Consider the following 17,762-nt stretch of genomic DNA (forward strand, 5'->3'; position numbering starts at 1 on the left):
TCCTCTCAAGAAACCTGTACCTGTTGACATAGCTCCCAAAAAGCCTTGTCTTTCATTTTCACAAGATTCTTGTGTCCATCAATATACAAGCTGTAATGCTTATCAAGCTTACGAATCGTTTCCATTAAGTGCTCTTGTTCAGATTTATCATCAACATTAAATATTGCTTTAATATCGCCATTACTAATCTGCGCTACACGATGAATTACCCACGTCAGAATATAAGCTGAGTAGTTATTTTCCCCAGTTTTAAAATGTGTAATGTCTTGTGTGGACAAGACCATACCTACCCCATATTCACGACCTTCTTTGAGAACCTTACGTAAACTTGGAAAGTCTTGAGACATAAAATTGTCAGCTTCATCAACAAGAATCATCTTAGTAATCTGCCTATAGTCTTCTTGAACTTGGGGTTTACCCTTTTTCTGCATTTGCGAGTAGAACAAATCCAAAGTCAAAGCAACAACAAGGTTCTGGACTTGAGCTGGATATCCAGCTAACTCAACGACTAATACACCATCTAGTAAGTCGTATAAGCTAGAACATAGATTATTATTCGACTCAAAAATTTCTAATTCATTTAAGCTTTCCAAAGCTGCATATAATGAATCAATAGAAGGCTCTGTAGCCTCAAATAGATTCCAAATATCTTTGATCGTTGGTGCTGGTAAACGCCATGTAGTGGTATCAGCTTTATCAATGCCTACTTGCTCATATGCATCTAAAACTAATTTACGTAATGTAGCCTGCTGCTTAACACCCAGACTAAATGCTTTTGCCATCGTATCCGAAAAACTACGAGCCGTATGTACTGGTAACATTGGGGTATCCCCAAAGAGACTTAAAGGGTTATAAGGTAATTTATAAAGCTTATGTGTTTGTACTGAATTAATTTCTATGAATGGATCATCTACATAATCAGACTTATAATCGAAGATTAAGATACCTATAGGGGCAGAATTTACATTCTTATCTTGATTCTGTATCAACTGAGTGATGAGTGATTTCGTAAATTGTGTTTTACCAGTCCCCATAGTACCGATGATACCTGTATTAGTATTCATGAATTTAGCTGTATTAGTTGGTTCCCAATATAGCTGTTCACTTGTAAAAGTATTTTCCCCTAAAAGCACACGCAATGGCCTATTACTTTTAACAAGTATTGGTACAATTTCTTCAGTTGCCTCAGTTGCCTCAGTTGCCTCAGTTGCCTCAGTTGCCTCAGTTGCCTCAGTTGCCTCAGTTGCCTCAGTTGCCTCAGTTGCCTCAGTTGCCTCAGGCTCTTCTAAACTAGAGAACAAGTCAAACTGATTGTGGCTGCTTTCATTTTGAAGTGAAGCTTGATCTTCCACTCCTTCAATATAATTCAACTCTTCAAGGATCCTTGCATCCGACTCTTCTATGATTTCTATATCAGTAAAATTAGTTTCACCTTTTAAAATAAAACTCTCAGGAATATGAACTAGACTCTTGCTCTCGCAATACGCCACTAGCTCGTTCAAAGGCTTAGAGATAAATTGATTCTGGCAAGCACCTGGTAGCTTAATAACAAGAATATCCTCGTCCAAAGTAAATTTTTCTTGGCAGAAAGTATTACTTTCAATAAATGCAAGGACAAACCCTTTTGGATAATTCTGAATATTTGCTAATTGATAGTCACCCTGTAACCACCACTCACGTTCTTTCAATAATTGATCAAAATAATTCTCAGAATAGGTCTGATATAGTTGATATTTTTCTACTTGCATCATGATTTGTCTTACAAACAAACCTCTATATAAATGCCCTGCTAAATCTCTTTTTCCAAATAAACAAGCTTCTAAGTATTGCTTTAATTTTTTAGCTTGTAGAATACCTTTATCATGTTTCTGTTTTTGTCCAACTTTAACTTCTAATGGAAGTAGATACATCCGTCCATTTTTAAAACCAACAAATAGAACATCATCTGAAATCACACCATACTTTTTACCCTGACAATATGTACTGAAATCAGACTCTCCCATTTTCAACCCAATGTTGCCCGATACTCGAATCATCTCAGCTACACTTAATGGCACCCAAATAATATCACTATTAAAAAGGAGGCAATTTATATACTTATATGCAGCAATAATGCTTTTCTTTTCGCGTCTATCTTTTTCCTGCATAGTCAACATTTTTAATAGCCATTCACCATTAAAAGCATTGAATTCATCAATTCTCCCAGGTTCTCCTTGACTAAGAATTTGATCATAAAGATCTCTACGCTTAGTTACCGTAATCGCATCATAATTTGCTGAATTGGTATAATTATCAGAATAATGAATTAATACAACATCTTGCTGAGTTTTAAAAAAATCTAACGTTACCTTTGGATCAATAATAACCGTCCATAAGCTGTCTTCATACGCACTATCAAGAAGAAGCTGTAGCTTATTAGATACTTTTAATGATAAGCCATTTGATTCATAGAAATTTTGATTCTTCCAAGCCGCATGGCTCAGCGCACTATAACGTTGCACAATCTGAATTGCAGGATTATTGTGATGAGGTAAACCTTTCAATCCTGCTGTTGTAAAGTAAGTGTTTTCTTGATGATAAGATGTCTCTCCAGCAAGTAACCCTCTACATGCAATTCCTGTTTTTTCAGCCTTTAAATCAACATTTGCAACTTCAACAGGAGTATTATTTCGAATAAAAGTTAGATGAGCATATTTAAACTTCATCTCACTCGTAATTTCAAATTTACTATATGTAATTCTTCTACGAATGAGATCGGCGACTTGATCTGAATTTAGATCTTTTATCGATAACTTACATAGTTTTTTCAGATCAGTTTGGCTTGTGGCATCAGCCACTACGTCAAAGTAGGTATTAACCAACTCATCATCATATAAATTGACGTGAATTTTTGGAACATCTTGGGCTTTGACTCTCTGAATAAAGTCAACTAAACCAAGGAATAGCTCTTGATTAAATTCATTATGGATTGAGTTTATTAATAAAGTATCTCTTTCACCTTGATTAAACAAAATTTTAAAAGCTTCAATAAATTCATTAGTTTTTTGTCGAACCAAAGGTTTAATATAGTCTAGCTTTGTCAACTTTTTGGGTATTACCTTAATCCACATAGGATGCTCGATTACGACCTGACTATAACTAAATTCATGATCAATATGCCAATTAAAAGGCAACAAGCCTTCAGCATTAAGCCTCCGAAGAGTAGTTGCATGTAATGTTTCAAAAGAATTTGTTTGATCTTCACGGCATGTTTTTATTAAATTTAAAAAATATGAGAGATTTAGTGGATGGATAGGACTTATATATTCACATCCATCCAATCTAAAGAAACCAATATTAACCAACATCTTAGCATCAGAAGAGAGCATCCTTTTTGTAGGAATTTCATGTATAAGTTTCACATATTCATTGACTATAGATTCAACTATACTCGTAAATTCAACTCCCCATGAAACCAAACTTATTACTGTATTTCGCTGTTCTAGATAGCTATACAGCTTTGTATAAGCATCTCCTAAAATAGGATAACTTGAAACAATATCATCAACAGTAATTTCATATCCAAAAGCAGTTTTATTAGAAACTATTTTCTCTTCTACTAGATGAACTTCCAAATCAAGTAACTTTCTATATTCATTTTTAATCTTGTATTCTCGCCCCAAGATTGAAATCCGTAAATTCCTTGCATTATAAACTCCAAAGACTTGGTCATTAAAAAAATGTTGATAAGCTTCAATATTAAAGATTAGTGGTAAGCTCAAACTCGAAACAGATAAAATACCCTGAACTTCAAAATTTAAAGTTTTCTCACCATTTCTAAGACTAAAATTAACCTGTTCTTCTGTATTGAGTAGCCTATCAAAATCTACAGCTCCAAAATCATTGATATCAATAATTTCACCACATTTTTCTAGAGTATAAATAGAGTCTATATTACTATTAAAGCTAAAATCAGATTGATCCGTTTCTAGTACCAACTGTTCTTTAGATGGTACTAGTAAAAATTTATTTGCAAAAGAATCAATTGGAAAAATATTTTCAGGAATTATGAGAATTTTAAATTTAAAACACTCTTTTGGTTTAGATCTTTTTATCTCAAAATCTAAATACTTAATTTCTCCGTCAAACTCTATCTCTACTTCTAATATGGTTCTTTTACTAGATCTATTATTAATTTTAAAATCAGCAGACTTCTTAAATTTTCTTGTTGGTTTAAAATCACCCTCAGCCAACTGACCTTTTACAAACGAAATATCTATGTTAATTAATGAAGTAAGCGGTGAGACCTCTAAAATTAAATGATGATCACGAACAGCAGCACTTCCTTTCTGAGAACCATCACCTCTAGTTCTATGATAAAACTTTTCAACAGAAGTAGTTAATCCTGAGAATTCAATGAAATCAATAGAATTTCTTTCTCGTTCTTGCTGACACTCACCGAAGTCTAAATTCTTTCTCCATGATTCTAGGTCATTCTTATCAAAATACTTCTCAATAAATTTCTCACTAAAATCCAAATCAACTAATTTTTCAACATATTCAGTTGGAAATTGCTCAACTATATATTCAATATCATCTTTTAATCTTTTATTTTCCCCTAACCGCTTCTCAATTTGGCTTATATTAGACCCGCTCCAGCTTTCTAATGCAGAATCATTTAAATAACCAAGCTCATTAAATTCAATTTTTCCATCTTGAACAGCATTAAAGAGCTCCCTAAAGCCGAACATCGTTGCGCCATCAGCAAGAATAAGTTCAAACTGATGTTTTAAAAGTTGTTTAGAAATTTGATGGTCTTTAAAAGGACTTTCATCAATAAAATTCATCAAAGATTGATAAATTTTCTTTGGATTCCAAATATTATCCGTTAATGTCAAGTCTCTGGAGGAATTATTCAATGTATCTAGAGAAGAGTTATGAATAATAAGTAAGATAGAATCTTTGAAATCCCCTGTTTGGCTTGAAACTAAATCTCTTAGACGAGAGATATAATTTTCAGAATAACCAATATCAAGGTCTGAATGAAGTACAGGAATGACTTTGTAACCATTTAATGTAAAATAGTAAAGACTATAACTTCCAAGTAAAAAAGAAGAAATAGCTTTTCGCTGGAATGCCTTAAACAGCTTTGAGCTGTTATTATCATCTGGAGATTTAAAGTGTAATTTTTCACCTATTTTCAAATGACTTTCAGCCCAGTCAAAAAAGAGTTCAACTAAAAAATCTTCATATTGTTTTTTTGACATAGATTGCATCCCCACTATCACTCATTTTTTCTACATTACCTAAGCGTTCATAAAACTCAACTAAGGCTTTCCTACTTTCCTTATCAAAAAATATTCCTCGTAGCTCTAGCTCTTTAATGACTTCATATAATCGAAGCTTTTCTCTTTTACCAATTACTAAATTAGTCAACAACAATAGATATTCTTGAGTAAGAACAAATACTGTTCCCGCACTTCCTCTAGATTGCGTAAAAGGTTTAAGAATTATATTTTTTATTGCTCGTACAACATTAACATTGCGGCTTGCTCGTGTTTCCCCTTTAGCGAATTGTGCTTTATATAACCGCTGTAATTCATCTAAAATTGATGATAAATCCAGTAAATCGCTATCAGAAATTGGTAGACCACGATCTTTAGAAAAGTCTTGGCAATATTTTTTTAAGGGTTCAATGTCTTGATCTGTTAAAGTTGTTCTTAGTTGCCATAAAGGGACTTTTTGTTCCACATTACTCTGTAAGCTTTCAGTTAATGCAAGTATAGGAAATATTGATTCGAGCCCTTTCTCCACCAATTTGTAACCACTTCGTTGTAATGATACACGTTCCCGACTAGCCCTTTCCGTATCCAAAATGAAATAACAATCTTTAATTTCGGGCTCTTTAGCTTCTCTCCAACTATTTATAACTATTGATAGTTGAGCTGTATAGATACAGATATAAATCTCTATAAACAATTGAATATTTTCTAAAAAATATTTTGAGTTAGTAGTTAAAAAAATTAAATCTTCTGAAAAAATAGTTGATAGCTTAGGCAAATAGGAGTTAATCCCCGAAATATCTAACGCATTGCTGGGAAACATTTTCTCAAATGATTCAAAAATTAGTTGTTCTATAAAATTTAAGTTATTTACTTCATCTTGATAGACATAACCTCTTTTTAGTAAGGTTTTAAGAAGGCTAACTATTCTTCTCTCAGCTGATAAGTTATGGGTATCATCCGATAATGAAAAAATACGCAATTTAGGAGATATCTTAGCAACACTTTTGTTTAAAAAATAAATATCTTCAATAACTTGCCAAGCTTGCCTATCAGATACTTGATGTTTAAACTTTTCTTCAAACTCCTGATGAAATATTTTCAATTCAGTTTCTATTTTATTTTCTGAGACTAACCCATAAAGTTCTTTTAGAAATAGGTTAGTTACAGTATCCCAATTGAAGTCATTACTATTCTCGTTAGTACTGATAGGATAAAATGTTGCCATACTATTACTAGCTGGCTTTAAGTTATTAATTAAGCTCATCCTCAGCCCCCAACCTCAATACAATTATCTTCTAAAATAAATTTAATTTCATTCGAACTACTTTTAAAATTAATTCGACTAGATTTATGTGCAAAGTTTATTAATCTATTTACAATTTCATTCAGAACAACTACTACACTTCTATCATTCTTGTTTGGCCTATATCCTAATCTTAATTTATTTAATAGCTCATACAAATTGATATCTATAGAAAAACTATCTCTTAGGTCTCTACTTTCTTCTGAAAAATCTTTAATTTTAATATAGACATTGAAGCTCCCACTTCCCTTTTTTTGCTGGGTGTTTTCTATTGCCGAAAAATCAGGAGTGAGTTTGAGGTGTGAAATTACTTGATAATTCTCATATTCAGTCATTAAAAATTGATCATCTTCCAAATATGGGGCTTTCTTATTTATATAACTTCTTAAAGCACTAAATAGCTCTTTATTATAGAAATTTCTTAAAACTTGTTTAGACTTAGCTGGATCATAGTATTTATGATTCCTATAAATATCTAAATAACTCAACAATAAATTTTCTGTAAAATCTTCCTCAAATTTCTTGTGAAAATTATTACCTAAGTCTATAAATTTCAACAAGTAAAATAGTCTTATATATGAACTAGAGCTATTTAAATTTTTAATCATTAACTCTGATAAAATTTGTTCACAGAATACTTGAAAGTCGTCAGAGAGGCCGCTTAATTCATATGCAATTACGAAACGATCAATTGTCTTGGTTCTCAATCTAGATGGATCAAATTCAATAGCTTTTTCTAAAATTTCATTATCACTGCAACTGAATAGATTATTAAAAAGATAGTCTTTCCCTGCTACAAGCTCATAAATTAAATCTAAAAATGTTCTGGCAGTAATAAACTGATTTCGGAATAATCTAATTTTCAGTAATAGCTCAACTAATACTCGTTGTATTTGTATATTACAAAGCAACTTGTAATTTACAAACTTTAAAAAGTCAGGACCACTTAATCCTTCAAATTCCTCTCTCTCGAATAATCTATAAAGTTCAGATGTAGGTGAAGTTATTCGATGAAGAATCTGTAGCAGGAACTCACTATCATAACCATCCTTAGTAATTTCAAATTTTGGATAGTTCTCAAAATTAATAAAATTAAAGTCCTCTGAGCTTTCTTGACACTCTAAGTATTTTTTCAGCTTTTGCCTAATTGAAGAATTTTGTGCTTCTTCAGCATAGTTTCCTAGCATCCCAATATTTATTCCGATGACTAAAGAATGATTCCCCTCTTCAAACTCACTAAAAATTTTGTCTAAAGTAACGATAGCCGTATCGTGTGGCTCAAAACTATGTGTAGCATCTAAATGGAACTTAATATAAGGGCTGTCATACTGCTGCTTAGCTCGCACTAATAATTCGGATTTACCATCCCCACTACTTCCACAAAGAAAAATAACTTTTTTTGACTTTTCTGTTATTCCTGCCAACAACTCCATGACATCGTGTTCAATGGGCATAGCAACATATAAACTTTCTTTTACTGTGGTTAAGTTCTCATCAAGTTCATTTTCTGTTGTAACCGCATATGATGAAGATTTTGATAATACACCTAATGCATTAATAAACTGCATAACACCCTCACTATGCTATTGATCAATATTCTAAATTTATTTAATTTACCATAAAATCAAGCTTATAATAGGCGGATTCAAGCAGCAAGTGCAATGGTATGATAACTAGCCATCATTTCACTGGGCGTAAGCCATCCTAAAGTTTTCCGTGGACGATGATTTAAGGCATCTTCTATTTCCTGAATCCGCTCGGCAGTCACGCCATCAAATGATGATGATTTTGGCAGATACTGTCGAATTAAACCATTACTATTTTCATTGCGTGCCCTTTGGTTTGATTTATAGGGATCAGCAAAATAGGTATCAATTCCTCGCTCTTGAAGCCGTTGATGCTCTGAAAACTCCTTACCATTATCAAATGTCACACTATAGGCTTGGCTGCTTTTTAAGCGCACTATACAGTGATCTATCGTCTTCGTTGACTGCCTTGTTATACCAAGATAGACAATATGAATAAATAAACTCTTGCGCTCAACCAAGGTTAAAATAGCGCCTTTATGATGCTTGCCAATCACAGTATCTGCTTCAAAGTCTCCTAGTCTTGTTCGATTATTTATTTCAACATCACGACAATGAATACTGGTTCTATTATTTATTTGACCTCGGTGATCATTATTCTTAATACCACGTTTTCTATAAGTTTTTTGGCTTCGTAAATGTAGATAGAGTTTACCGCCTTGAGCCTTGTCCCGATAGACATACTGATAAATCCATTCATAGCAAGGCACATCTGACCAACCACGATATCTTAATGCTCCCTCTATTTGCTCAGGCGACCATTTGCAGTGCAATAGATGGGCAACATAGGCATAGGCAAATTCTGAGAACTCAGATGATTTATGGTATCTACGTTGTTTTGAAAGCTGCTGAGCTTGTTTAGGCCTATAGCCACGTTGACCGGTATTTCGTTTAATTTTACGATGGGTTGTAGAGATTGAACGTCCTAATGAACGTGCAATCTGTGAAAGCGAAATATTGCTTTTCAAAGCTTCATAAATTTCGTATCTTTCATCTTGAGAAAGTTGGGTGTAGTGCTTCATTTTGTGCTTTCCAATTGCGAGTTGAAAAAAATCAGAATGATTGTAATACACCTAACTTTTTCAACTATATACAAATGTGTTGCACTTGATTATTGAATCTACGATATAAAATAACTTTCTATGATGATAAATAATGTAGGAGTCATACTACATTCCTCTCATGATAAGTATAACTTACCATAGTTGTTACCACTCACCTTAAATACGATACAAATATGTTGGCAATGAATTGTTCATATTGCGATGGCAATTGACCTAGAGAGCCTATCGATATACGAGGCAGGTACTCATACAATCATTGCTCAAATCATGAAAGCCTTTGGCAGTCTTAAACTACATTTCCTTAAAACAAATCTCGCTCTACTGGTATGTTTTGCTCTCGATCAACCATGAAGTTTTCAAGCCCTTGTAAATCACGAGTTTCATTGAAAAAATCTGCCCATGTGCGAGGCTTTTCGGACAAAACCACCTCCCCTTTGGCATTTTTACGGATGTAAACTACTTTACCTTTAAATTGGTATTCCTTGGGCAGTAGTACCACCTGACTTTGCCCATTCATAAAAACTTTAGCTGTATTACTCATCATCTCACCACTAACTATAAACATTCTATACTCAGATCTGAACCCAATTTTACGAAAATTCGATAAGTATCACCAACAGCTGTGCTTATTGTTTTCCTACTTCTTCAAACATACCATTTTTGTTCAGATTCATCTGTTTGATCGGCTGACCAGTCATTTGAGCAATCTCCAAAAGATTAAAAGCCATTTCTTGCCCTAGCTGTTCACGACGAACAGCTTCAACAATTTCCTGCATGTTTTGAAATTCTTCAAGACTCATAACAACAGCTTCAGGCTTATCGTTCGTGCAAACAAAAACTGGTTTATGGCTATCTTTAATACTTTGAACAATTTTACTCCAAGAGTTACAAAGATCAATCACTGAAACAACCGCACCATCAATAAAAGTTAATCTGTCCATATTTAAAACCTCATCCTATAGATATCAATATAGCCATTCTTTAAGATTGTCATTTCTGTTGGTAATCCTCACCATCTGGAGTATAAGTATAACGTAAAGTTCAATTGACTTTGATAATCCGATCATTATCATTCATATCAGTTCCCTGATACTGAGCTTCAATTGAATAAAATGGTTTTTCATTTTTAATCACTTTAATATTTGAGAAATAACCTATTCTGGTTCATCTGTCCTACCATAACCTTCTATAATGAAATCTAGAGCGATCTACTTACAATATTTCTTTTCCAGTATAGCTAAAGCCTGAACACCACCTGTTTTAAGCGTAGCCTCTTCCTGTTCTGTCGAGCTAGGAACATTTGCCCAGTTGAAAACATCATAGCCACTTTCATGATCATATAGTGATTCATGATAAGTATGTGCTAGATACATTTTACAAATGATTGGCTTGACCTGTTTTTCATAGGTTTTGGTATATGGTACGATCTTAGAACTGAGTTTACCGTTTTGGTAGATAGCTGATAACCGCTCATCATATTCAACCTCATTTTTTCCATCAGTATCGCGTGCTGGTCCAAACTGGACTAATTCAAGTCCCTGTGGGCTAATCACAAATGCCTGTGCATTATAGGTCAAACCCTCCAGGTTTCCTTTAACTGATGCAATACCATTCTTGATACTGATGAGTGATAAACCAAATGGCTGATAAAAATACATGCCAAAATTACGAGGGCTAGCAGATAAAATAATAACCAGTTCATCATTATTTAGTAAAAATACTTGAGCAATACGAGAAACATCATTGGCAAAGTATTTAGAATAATCGTCATGCGGATCCTGATAATAAGGTGCATAAATTTGCTTTAAGGAATATTGTTTACCATTAAACTCTATCACTGAATTCTGGTAATCTGCGTCATCTGCTTTAATATAGAGCTGATTACTTTGATTCTGAAAGATATATTCAGTGATAGTCATTCTTTCTGTAAAGGTCTGCTTACGGTAAACCTCTATGGATTGTGGAATAGTTTGTTGTACGGTATGAGCAGGGACAATATATCCTGGTTGTGTAGTAGGGGTTGCGACTACTTGCTTGGCAGATAGTCGGACTACATCATCTTTAGCAGAAGATAAATTTTGTTGAGCGGCTTTTTGATACCAGATTAATGCCTGCTGTAAATTTTTTTCAGTTCCCCAGCCCTGTTCATACATCACACCAACGTTTCTTTGAGCGATTGCCAAACCCTTAGATCCTGCCTTAACATACCACTCAAAGGCTTTTTTATAATCCTGTTTTGTTCCTTCACCCAAGGCATATTTTGTTGCCAATTCATTTTGTGAAGCTGCATGTCCTAATCTGGCAGCAACCTGCAAATCTATAAATTTTGCCTTTAGATCAACGAAATTAGGTTGCTGGGCGAAACTTGTCAGTGGCATTATACAGGTTAAAGATAATCCCATAATTATTAAATATTGATTTAATTTCATATTCCCTCCCAAATAGATATTCTTAAATATGACTATTATTTAAGATAATAACCGAGAGTATCGTCTTTTAAATCACCCCAACCGGTCCATATCTGAGTAAGTTGCACGTAGTCCTTATTAATGCTTTTGACTTTATATAAAAAGCTACGTGGTGATGACATATTACTAATTCTGACTTTTTCGATTAAAATAAAAGTCTTATCATCTAACCATCTGACTCTGAGTGGTAAAGGATCCTGACATTGCCCCAGTTCTGCATACATTGCAGCATCTTTACCATTTTTAGAAAAAGATAATCCTGCACATTCTACATCTGGTAAGTCTAAGACTAAACGCTTTCCGACAAGGCTTTCTTTTACCCCTGCACTGGCCAAAGTTGAAAGACTTAAGCATAAACCAGCTAAAAATAGTTTTTTCATTTTATTAAACTCGCTACTAAATAAATTAATTTGATTTAAATATGACATTTAGATTATTAATAATAATCATCACTATAACCACATTCCATAATATGTTGTGAAGAATTCATAGGATTATCATATAGAATCAGATAAGCAATACTCCCCATTCCATATGGAGTTTTACTTTTATATGACTTAGTAACAATAAAAATATTTTTTGGAGAGTATAACTTTCCATTTTTATATTCATAACCCTTGAATACTTTTAGATCAGGATATTGTTGATAGAGCTTTAAACTATACGCACGTAAATCAGTTCCTTCAGGAAGATTTTGTGTATTGGATAAAGTTCTAAATTTTTTATATTGCTGCTCGGTATAGGCATTAAATTTAATATTGGCATTTTTTTCGAGCATTTGTTTGGTGGTTTGTAAATCTCCATTACGATAGATTTTCGTATTCATTCCTATAGCACTAACCTGCATCAGGGTTTCAATACGATTAATCGAGTTATTTTTCTTTTTAGGCAAATAAACAACTGTTTCAGGGCAATCATCGCAGAAGTTTTCATCATCCGGATCATTCACCACTTTCGATTTTTGCTTACTATATTGCTGTTTAAACTGCTGATTAATGGAGGCCATACCATATTGTGCCATATTGCCCCGCTCACCCATTGCCAATTGATTGGTAAAAGATTGTTCTTTTTTAGTCCAGTCTAGACAATTTAATCCTTGTTGCAGTGTTAAGCTATTAGATACTGTTTTTGCTGTAGTGATATTCATTGCCAGTAAGGCGGTACTGGCAATCATTACAGTTTTAAGTTGTATATTCATATTGTTGTACTCTTCTTAATCTTAGAAATGGTATTTCAAACCAAGTTGAAGCTGATAATTTTTTGAATTATCTGCTTCACCTGCAATATCACCAAAGACATTCCACTGTTGATTAGGTGTGATGTAATCAAAGCCCACGCCGTAGAAAGTATAATCTTTGCTAAATTCAGGAGACTTGTAAGTCACAGTCGCTGATTCGTCAAGATTTGACTTGATTACCACATCTGCAAGGTTACGATTGAAAGCATTTGCATATTCTGCAAAAGCATTCACTGTGAAGTCATGCGTAACTTGATAGTTAAAACGGAAACCAATATGACCTTTCAATTCTTCTGTTTTACTATCAGAAATTGATAAACCATATTCATTGCTTTCTTTAAGGTCATCCATATCAATCGAGTTATAGCTCAAACCTAAGTATGGAGTAAGTGACCAAAGGTACGTGCGACCAAACGGATAAGCGATCTCACCATAAGCCCCTAGATTAGTCATATCAGCCTCAACATTACTTTGATGCGAATTTTCGCCATCAAAGATGTTCCGCTTAAATTTGTTATCACCTTTGCCGTAATGAACATTAGCTGCCGTATATAGGCCTGTGTCTGCTGTCCATTTACCGTATAAACCAAGTGTGATTAAATCAACATCATTTTTGCCATCCAATTCGTTGAAATCGGACTTGCTAATGTAGTTTGAAACATAACCACCAATCACATTTTTTTCATCATTGCCGAATGCATAATCAGCACCTAACGTAGTCACATAGGTTTTAGAATCAACAGCATTCCAACCATCTGCTTCTAATCGATTTTCGGTATAACTAGCTGTTCCCCAAGCACCACTCTTAGCATGACTGGTAACGGCATGAGTACGGCGGGCAATTTGATTGTTGATCACAGATTCATTGCGCAGTAATACAGATGGAGCTTCTACAAATAATGCACCAGAGTTACTATTCAATACAGCTTGAGCAGCTTCATTGGTTGTGACACTTTGTAAGCCTGCAACATATTCTGTCAATTTACTGGCTTGACCAGTTTCAAGCATGCTGTTATTTGCATTGCTCATAAGCTGATTCGTCAATGAACCTGCAACTTCACTGACACCACCTTTAATTGTTCCTGCTTCTTTACTATCGGCATAATCAATTTTTGCAAACACGCTGTTTGTATCGTAACTAACAGCCGAGATTTTCAGGAATGGGCTAATTGAGCTGTAATCAGCAAATTGTCCAGTTAAACCGCCATTTACTTTTAATACCGTATGATCACCTGTAGTGATCAAGTTTTGGTCTTGAGCGTAAACCTGCAAAGAACCATTTAAGTCAGCTTTTCCAGTTACATTCAATGTATTGCCAAGACTATAAACATATTTACCAGAAGCAGATTGCGTGTAGTTGCCATTAACTGTTAAAGCACCACTGGCAGTAGATACAGTACCGTTATTGGTCAATGAGCCTACTTGACCTTTACCTGTAAGTGTACCATCATTATTAACGGTTGTTTTAGACGTTACTTTGCCATCGACCTGCAAGATACCGCCATCAACTGTAGTTTCCCCCGTAAAGGTGTTTTGACCACTTAGAATCAGCGTACCTGCACCATCTTTAATTAGTCCACCATCCCCGGAAATGTTGTTGCCAAAGGTACTAATATCATCCGCACCCAAAGTAGCTTCAAAGTTATCACCAAAGATTTTGCTAAACAATGCCGGGCCTTTAAGTGCTGATTCAGTATTAAAGTAACCCCAACCATAAATTTCATTGAACAACTGGTCAGTCCCTGTACCATCATCAACATAGGTCGCTGTAGTTAAAACTGCTTGACGAACCTGTGCAGCAGTCATCCAAGAGTATTTACTCCAAACCTGTGCAATTTCGGCTGTAACTTGAGGTGCTGCACCCGAAGTACCCATAAAATAATACAGGCCAGAAGTACCATCTTTTTCAATACCAACAGGGCCATTCACATAATCTGCGGCTAAACACCAACGTGCGGCTTTACCACATGCATTTGCCTGTTCATGTAGACCGGATTTGTCCTCATTCATACCTGTTACAGCAAGGAAACCCTTTTCAAGAGATTCTTGGGTTACAGGCATATAAGATTCCATCGAAGCATCCGTAGAACCTTTGTTCCCGGTTGACAGGATAATCACGCCACCGTTATCCACCACTTTTTGAGCATCAACAAATGCGCTAGAACGTGGATCTAAATAACCTTCAGCAGCAAAAGAACCATTAAAGACATTTACGCCATACTTTTCTTGCAATTGTGCCATTGCGCTAAAGTTGACATTGGTTGAGCCAGTCCCCTCTGCATCAATTGTTACTTGACCTGCATAAATTTCAGCAATACCGTTTGCAGCACCTTTAGTTGAGCCTTCAACTTCATTACCCGCAATGATAGTTGATACCACACTACCATGTTTACGAATCGACATATCCTGTTCACTTGAACCTGCCGATGTAATATCTTTCGCTACAATTTCGCCAGTTGCTGACTCACTGTAATTAACAACCTTTTGTACCTGTCCTGTTAAGAACTTACTGGAAGCATCAGCACCACTATCAATAACACCAACTTTCACCTTGTTTACCGGCGTAGGTGTCGGGTCTGTTGGTTTGGGGTCAACTGGCGTTGGATCAGTTGGAATTGGTGTAGGTGTTGGATTACTTTTTACAGAATCACCTCCACCGCCCCCACAACCTACCATCAAACTACCAACAGAAATTGCAAGCAATGTTGGTAAAATAATTTTATGCGTCATACGTTATCCTATATATTCAAAATTTTATTCAGATATTTTTTCAAATGGAAGATTTAAACTTAATTACCCATTGATCAACGCATCGATGCGAGCAATCCACATACTTGCATCTCTGTCGCTATAAGCAATAAATCGTACTTCAGGATATTCCGGATCAGCGAGACGGACGACGATATGAATAAAATGAGTTTTTGATTTTGAACCTGCATAGGCATTTTCATGATTACGGTATTGAGTTGTCTCAACAAATGCATCTTTATGCCATGAGCGGACATCTGAGAAATCACAAATAACTGTTTTAGAATTGGTACTACCAATAAAAGCCATCTTTCTTTGATCTGTATCAATACAAATACCAATGCCAGAATACTTAATATTAAAGCCAAGCTTTGTTAAAGCTTCCTCACATTTTTTCTGATTCTTTTTAATAAAACCTATCCCAAATCTTATACAAAATAAAATATAAAATGCTGTAACACCCAAAATAGGTATACCCAATAGTATAAAACATAGAAAAAATATCCCTACAAAAGAACCTTCACTTAATACACTCACAATAAAACAAAGTATAAAAATTAAAATAAAAGAATTTTTATAAATTCCTTTCAAAGTTTTTATTTTTGGTGTTTCTAAATCAATAACTTCAACAGACATAACATTTACCCACGCATGCAATAAAAGAAATAACTGATCAATCTTTTTTTAAATACAGTAGCATCTAGTAACTCATTTATTCATTGAGTTATCTATTTTTAGATTTTTCAGTTAATCATTATGTTTAATAATACATTTTTAAAATAAAACCTATGTTCTATTAGCAGATAACACAATAAAATGAAACGGCGGGGAGGCGCAAATAAAAAAATATAGATATGACATAACAAACTCCTTGAATCTTAAGAAGTTCTGCCAATTACTGCTAAATAATGGTGGCAGAACAAAAGAGGGTTAGCAGACTGGGATCCAAGGAACCAGCACGTCAAAGACGTCCCCCTTCTGCCCTACCATAAAAAAGATAAAAGAGGGACGAGAAGGTCCACAAAAAATAGACAGGCTATTCTTTGTGCTGGATCAACGGTCTGCTAAAACCGACTGACAATGTAGGTCAGCAAGTGCATGATAAAATTAACTCAATATTGAGTCAATGAGAGAAGTCTTACTTCCATAAAGTATTTTTCTTTAAAAAATAAATTAACCATAATTGTAACTTTTTATATCAAAACGCTGAACCATTTTACAGCTATCTCTCTAATCTTTAATATAAAATTCAAATTAGAATAAATTTTTATTCTATTTTTATCAAATACTTAATATGTTATTTTCTTTTTTGTCTTAGCAGACTGGGGTCACCTGACTCGAATGTAGATTCGAGTTTTTGGCTTCTTCAAACATTTATAATAGCCACGTTTTGGAATGATGATGAGTATGCGCATCATCATTCTACTTTCAAATTACTCCAGATGACTTCAGATAGCTTTCGTTGTATATGCACAACATAACTAGCCATTCCTATTAAATATATACATAAAGTAGCTGCTGATCAGATTGAATAATTCATAGTATTGTACTAAAGCAGATACAATAATTATTACTTGAATAAGGCGTGTATATGAAAGTTGTTACTTATTCTGATCTACGAAATAACTTAGCAAAGGTACTGGATGGTGTCATAGATGATCACTCTCCAGTACTTGTCACTAGACAGAATAACCAAATAGCTGTGTTAATTAGCTTAGATGATTTCAATGCCTATGAAGAAACGGCTCATCTACTTAAAAGCCCTGTAAATGCGAAAAGATTACGTGATTCAATTGCTCAGATAGAAACAGATAGAATAATTAACCATGAGCTGATTGAAGAATGATTTTAAGTTGGACTGATGAGGCTTGGGAAGATTACTTATACTGGCAATATACAGATAAGCTAACACTTAAAAGAATTAATGCCCTGATTAAAGACAAAACGATCACCATTTGATGGTATTGGTAAGCCAGAACATCTTAAACGGATTTATCAGGATACTCGTCAAGACGTATCCACAAGGGAGATCACATCGTTTATAAGGTTACATCCGATTCAATTATCACTGCCATGTCTTGATTATAATCAA

12 protein-coding genes and 1 pseudogene are annotated in these 17,762 nt (G+C 34.4%); 2 read left to right on the plus strand and 11 right to left on the minus strand.

Annotation, left to right across the window (positions count from 1 at the left end; genetic code table 11):
* Positions 1-5 precede the first annotated feature (5 nt).
* From dptH to CAP51_RS00140, 11 genes are all read right to left on the minus strand, one after another.
* Entirely contained in the window at positions 6-5,246 is a 5,241-nt protein-coding gene (dptH, locus tag CAP51_RS00090; RefSeq protein ID WP_087618687.1) for a DNA phosphorothioation-dependent restriction protein DptH, read from the minus strand.
* Complete coding sequence (gene dptG, locus CAP51_RS00095; RefSeq protein WP_087618688.1) at positions 5,227-6,528, minus strand: DNA phosphorothioation-dependent restriction protein DptG; 1,302 nt, start codon at positions 6,526-6,528, stop codon at positions 5,227-5,229. The genes dptH and dptG overlap by 20 nt, the downstream gene beginning before the upstream one ends.
* 2 nt (positions 6,529-6,530) lie before the next feature.
* Positions 6,531-8,135, minus strand: a complete 1,605-nt coding sequence (gene dptF, locus CAP51_RS00100; protein ID WP_087618689.1) for a DNA phosphorothioation-dependent restriction protein DptF — start codon at positions 8,133-8,135, stop codon at positions 6,531-6,533.
* 77 nt (positions 8,136-8,212) lie between these two features.
* Positions 8,213-9,175, minus strand: a complete 963-nt coding sequence (locus CAP51_RS00105; protein WP_087618690.1) for an IS30 family transposase — start codon at positions 9,173-9,175, stop codon at positions 8,213-8,215.
* A 343-nt stretch (positions 9,176-9,518) separates the two neighbouring features.
* Positions 9,519-9,758 carry an antitoxin gene (locus CAP51_RS00110; RefSeq protein ID WP_087619838.1) on the minus strand — a complete coding sequence of 80 codons (240 nt, stop codon included), beginning with the start codon at positions 9,756-9,758 and terminating at the stop codon, positions 9,519-9,521.
* A gap of 85 nt (positions 9,759-9,843) precedes the next feature.
* On the minus strand, positions 9,844-10,158 hold the full coding sequence (locus CAP51_RS00115) for a type II toxin-antitoxin system Phd/YefM family antitoxin (protein ID WP_087618691.1): 315 nt from the start codon (positions 10,156-10,158) through the stop codon (positions 9,844-9,846).
* A gap of 267 nt (positions 10,159-10,425) precedes the next feature.
* On the minus strand, positions 10,426-11,646 hold the full coding sequence (locus tag CAP51_RS00120) for a tetratricopeptide repeat protein (protein ID WP_087618692.1): 1,221 nt from the start codon (positions 11,644-11,646) through the stop codon (positions 10,426-10,428).
* Positions 11,647-11,681: 35 nt separating this feature from the next.
* Positions 11,682-12,065: a hypothetical protein gene (locus CAP51_RS00125; RefSeq protein ID WP_087619839.1), complete on the minus strand. Its 384-nt coding sequence runs from the start codon at positions 12,063-12,065 to the stop codon at positions 11,682-11,684.
* A 56-nt stretch (positions 12,066-12,121) separates the two neighbouring features.
* A complete protein-coding gene (locus CAP51_RS00130; RefSeq protein ID WP_087618693.1) occupies positions 12,122-12,883 on the minus strand; it encodes a hypothetical protein in 762 nt (253 codons plus the stop codon).
* 21 nt (positions 12,884-12,904) lie between these two features.
* Complete coding sequence (locus CAP51_RS00135) at positions 12,905-15,652, minus strand: autotransporter domain-containing protein (RefSeq protein WP_087618694.1); 2,748 nt, start codon at positions 15,650-15,652, stop codon at positions 12,905-12,907.
* Positions 15,653-15,715: 63 nt separating this feature from the next.
* Positions 15,716-16,306, minus strand: a complete 591-nt coding sequence (locus CAP51_RS00140; RefSeq protein WP_087618695.1) for a hypothetical protein — start codon at positions 16,304-16,306, stop codon at positions 15,716-15,718.
* Positions 16,307-17,261: 955 nt separating this feature from the next.
* On the opposite strand from CAP51_RS00140, the gene CAP51_RS00145 reads away from it, so the two are divergent.
* Both CAP51_RS00145 and CAP51_RS00150 read left to right on the plus strand, forming a co-directional pair.
* Entirely contained in the window at positions 17,262-17,516 is a 255-nt protein-coding gene (locus tag CAP51_RS00145) for a type II toxin-antitoxin system Phd/YefM family antitoxin (protein ID WP_087618696.1), read from the plus strand.
* A pseudogene (locus tag CAP51_RS00150) lies at positions 17,513-17,752 on the plus strand (Txe/YoeB family addiction module toxin). The gene CAP51_RS00145 and the pseudogene CAP51_RS00150 overlap by 4 nt, the downstream one beginning before the upstream one ends.
* The last annotated feature ends 10 nt before the right edge of the window (positions 17,753-17,762 follow it).

It is taken from the genome of Acinetobacter populi (assembly GCF_002174125.1).
GTDB classification, from domain to species: Bacteria; Pseudomonadota; Gammaproteobacteria; order Pseudomonadales; family Moraxellaceae; genus Acinetobacter; species Acinetobacter populi.

What these genes read in the sequence shown, in the direction of transcription:
- CAP51_RS00145 (WP_087618696.1), top strand. Translation starts at nt 17,262, where the DNA reads ATGAAAGTTGTTACTTATTCTGATCTACGAAATAACTTAGCAAAGGTA.
- CAP51_RS00130 (WP_087618693.1), bottom strand. Translation starts at nt 12,883, where the DNA reads ATGAATATACAACTTAAAACTGTAATGATTGCCAGTACCGCCTTACTG.
- CAP51_RS00125 (WP_087619839.1), bottom strand. Translation starts at nt 12,065, where the DNA reads ATGAAAAAACTATTTTTAGCTGGTTTATGCTTAAGTCTTTCAACTTTG.
- CAP51_RS00110 (WP_087619838.1), bottom strand. Translation starts at nt 9,758, where the DNA reads ATGAGTAATACAGCTAAAGTTTTTATGAATGGGCAAAGTCAGGTGGTA.
- CAP51_RS00135 (WP_087618694.1), bottom strand. Translation starts at nt 15,652, where the DNA reads ATGACGCATAAAATTATTTTACCAACATTGCTTGCAATTTCTGTTGGT.
- dptF (WP_087618689.1), bottom strand. Translation starts at nt 8,135, where the DNA reads ATGCAGTTTATTAATGCATTAGGTGTATTATCAAAATCTTCATCATAT.
- CAP51_RS00140 (WP_087618695.1), bottom strand. Translation starts at nt 16,306, where the DNA reads ATGTCTGTTGAAGTTATTGATTTAGAAACACCAAAAATAAAAACTTTG.
- CAP51_RS00115 (WP_087618691.1), bottom strand. Translation starts at nt 10,158, where the DNA reads ATGGACAGATTAACTTTTATTGATGGTGCGGTTGTTTCAGTGATTGAT.
- dptG (WP_087618688.1), bottom strand. Translation starts at nt 6,528, where the DNA reads ATGAGCTTAATTAATAACTTAAAGCCAGCTAGTAATAGTATGGCAACA.
- CAP51_RS00105 (WP_087618690.1), bottom strand. Translation starts at nt 9,175, where the DNA reads ATGAAGCACTACACCCAACTTTCTCAAGATGAAAGATACGAAATTTAT.
- dptH (WP_087618687.1), bottom strand. Translation starts at nt 5,246, where the DNA reads ATGTCAAAAAAACAATATGAAGATTTTTTAGTTGAACTCTTTTTTGAC.
- CAP51_RS00120 (WP_087618692.1), bottom strand. Translation starts at nt 11,646, where the DNA reads ATGAAATTAAATCAATATTTAATAATTATGGGATTATCTTTAACCTGT.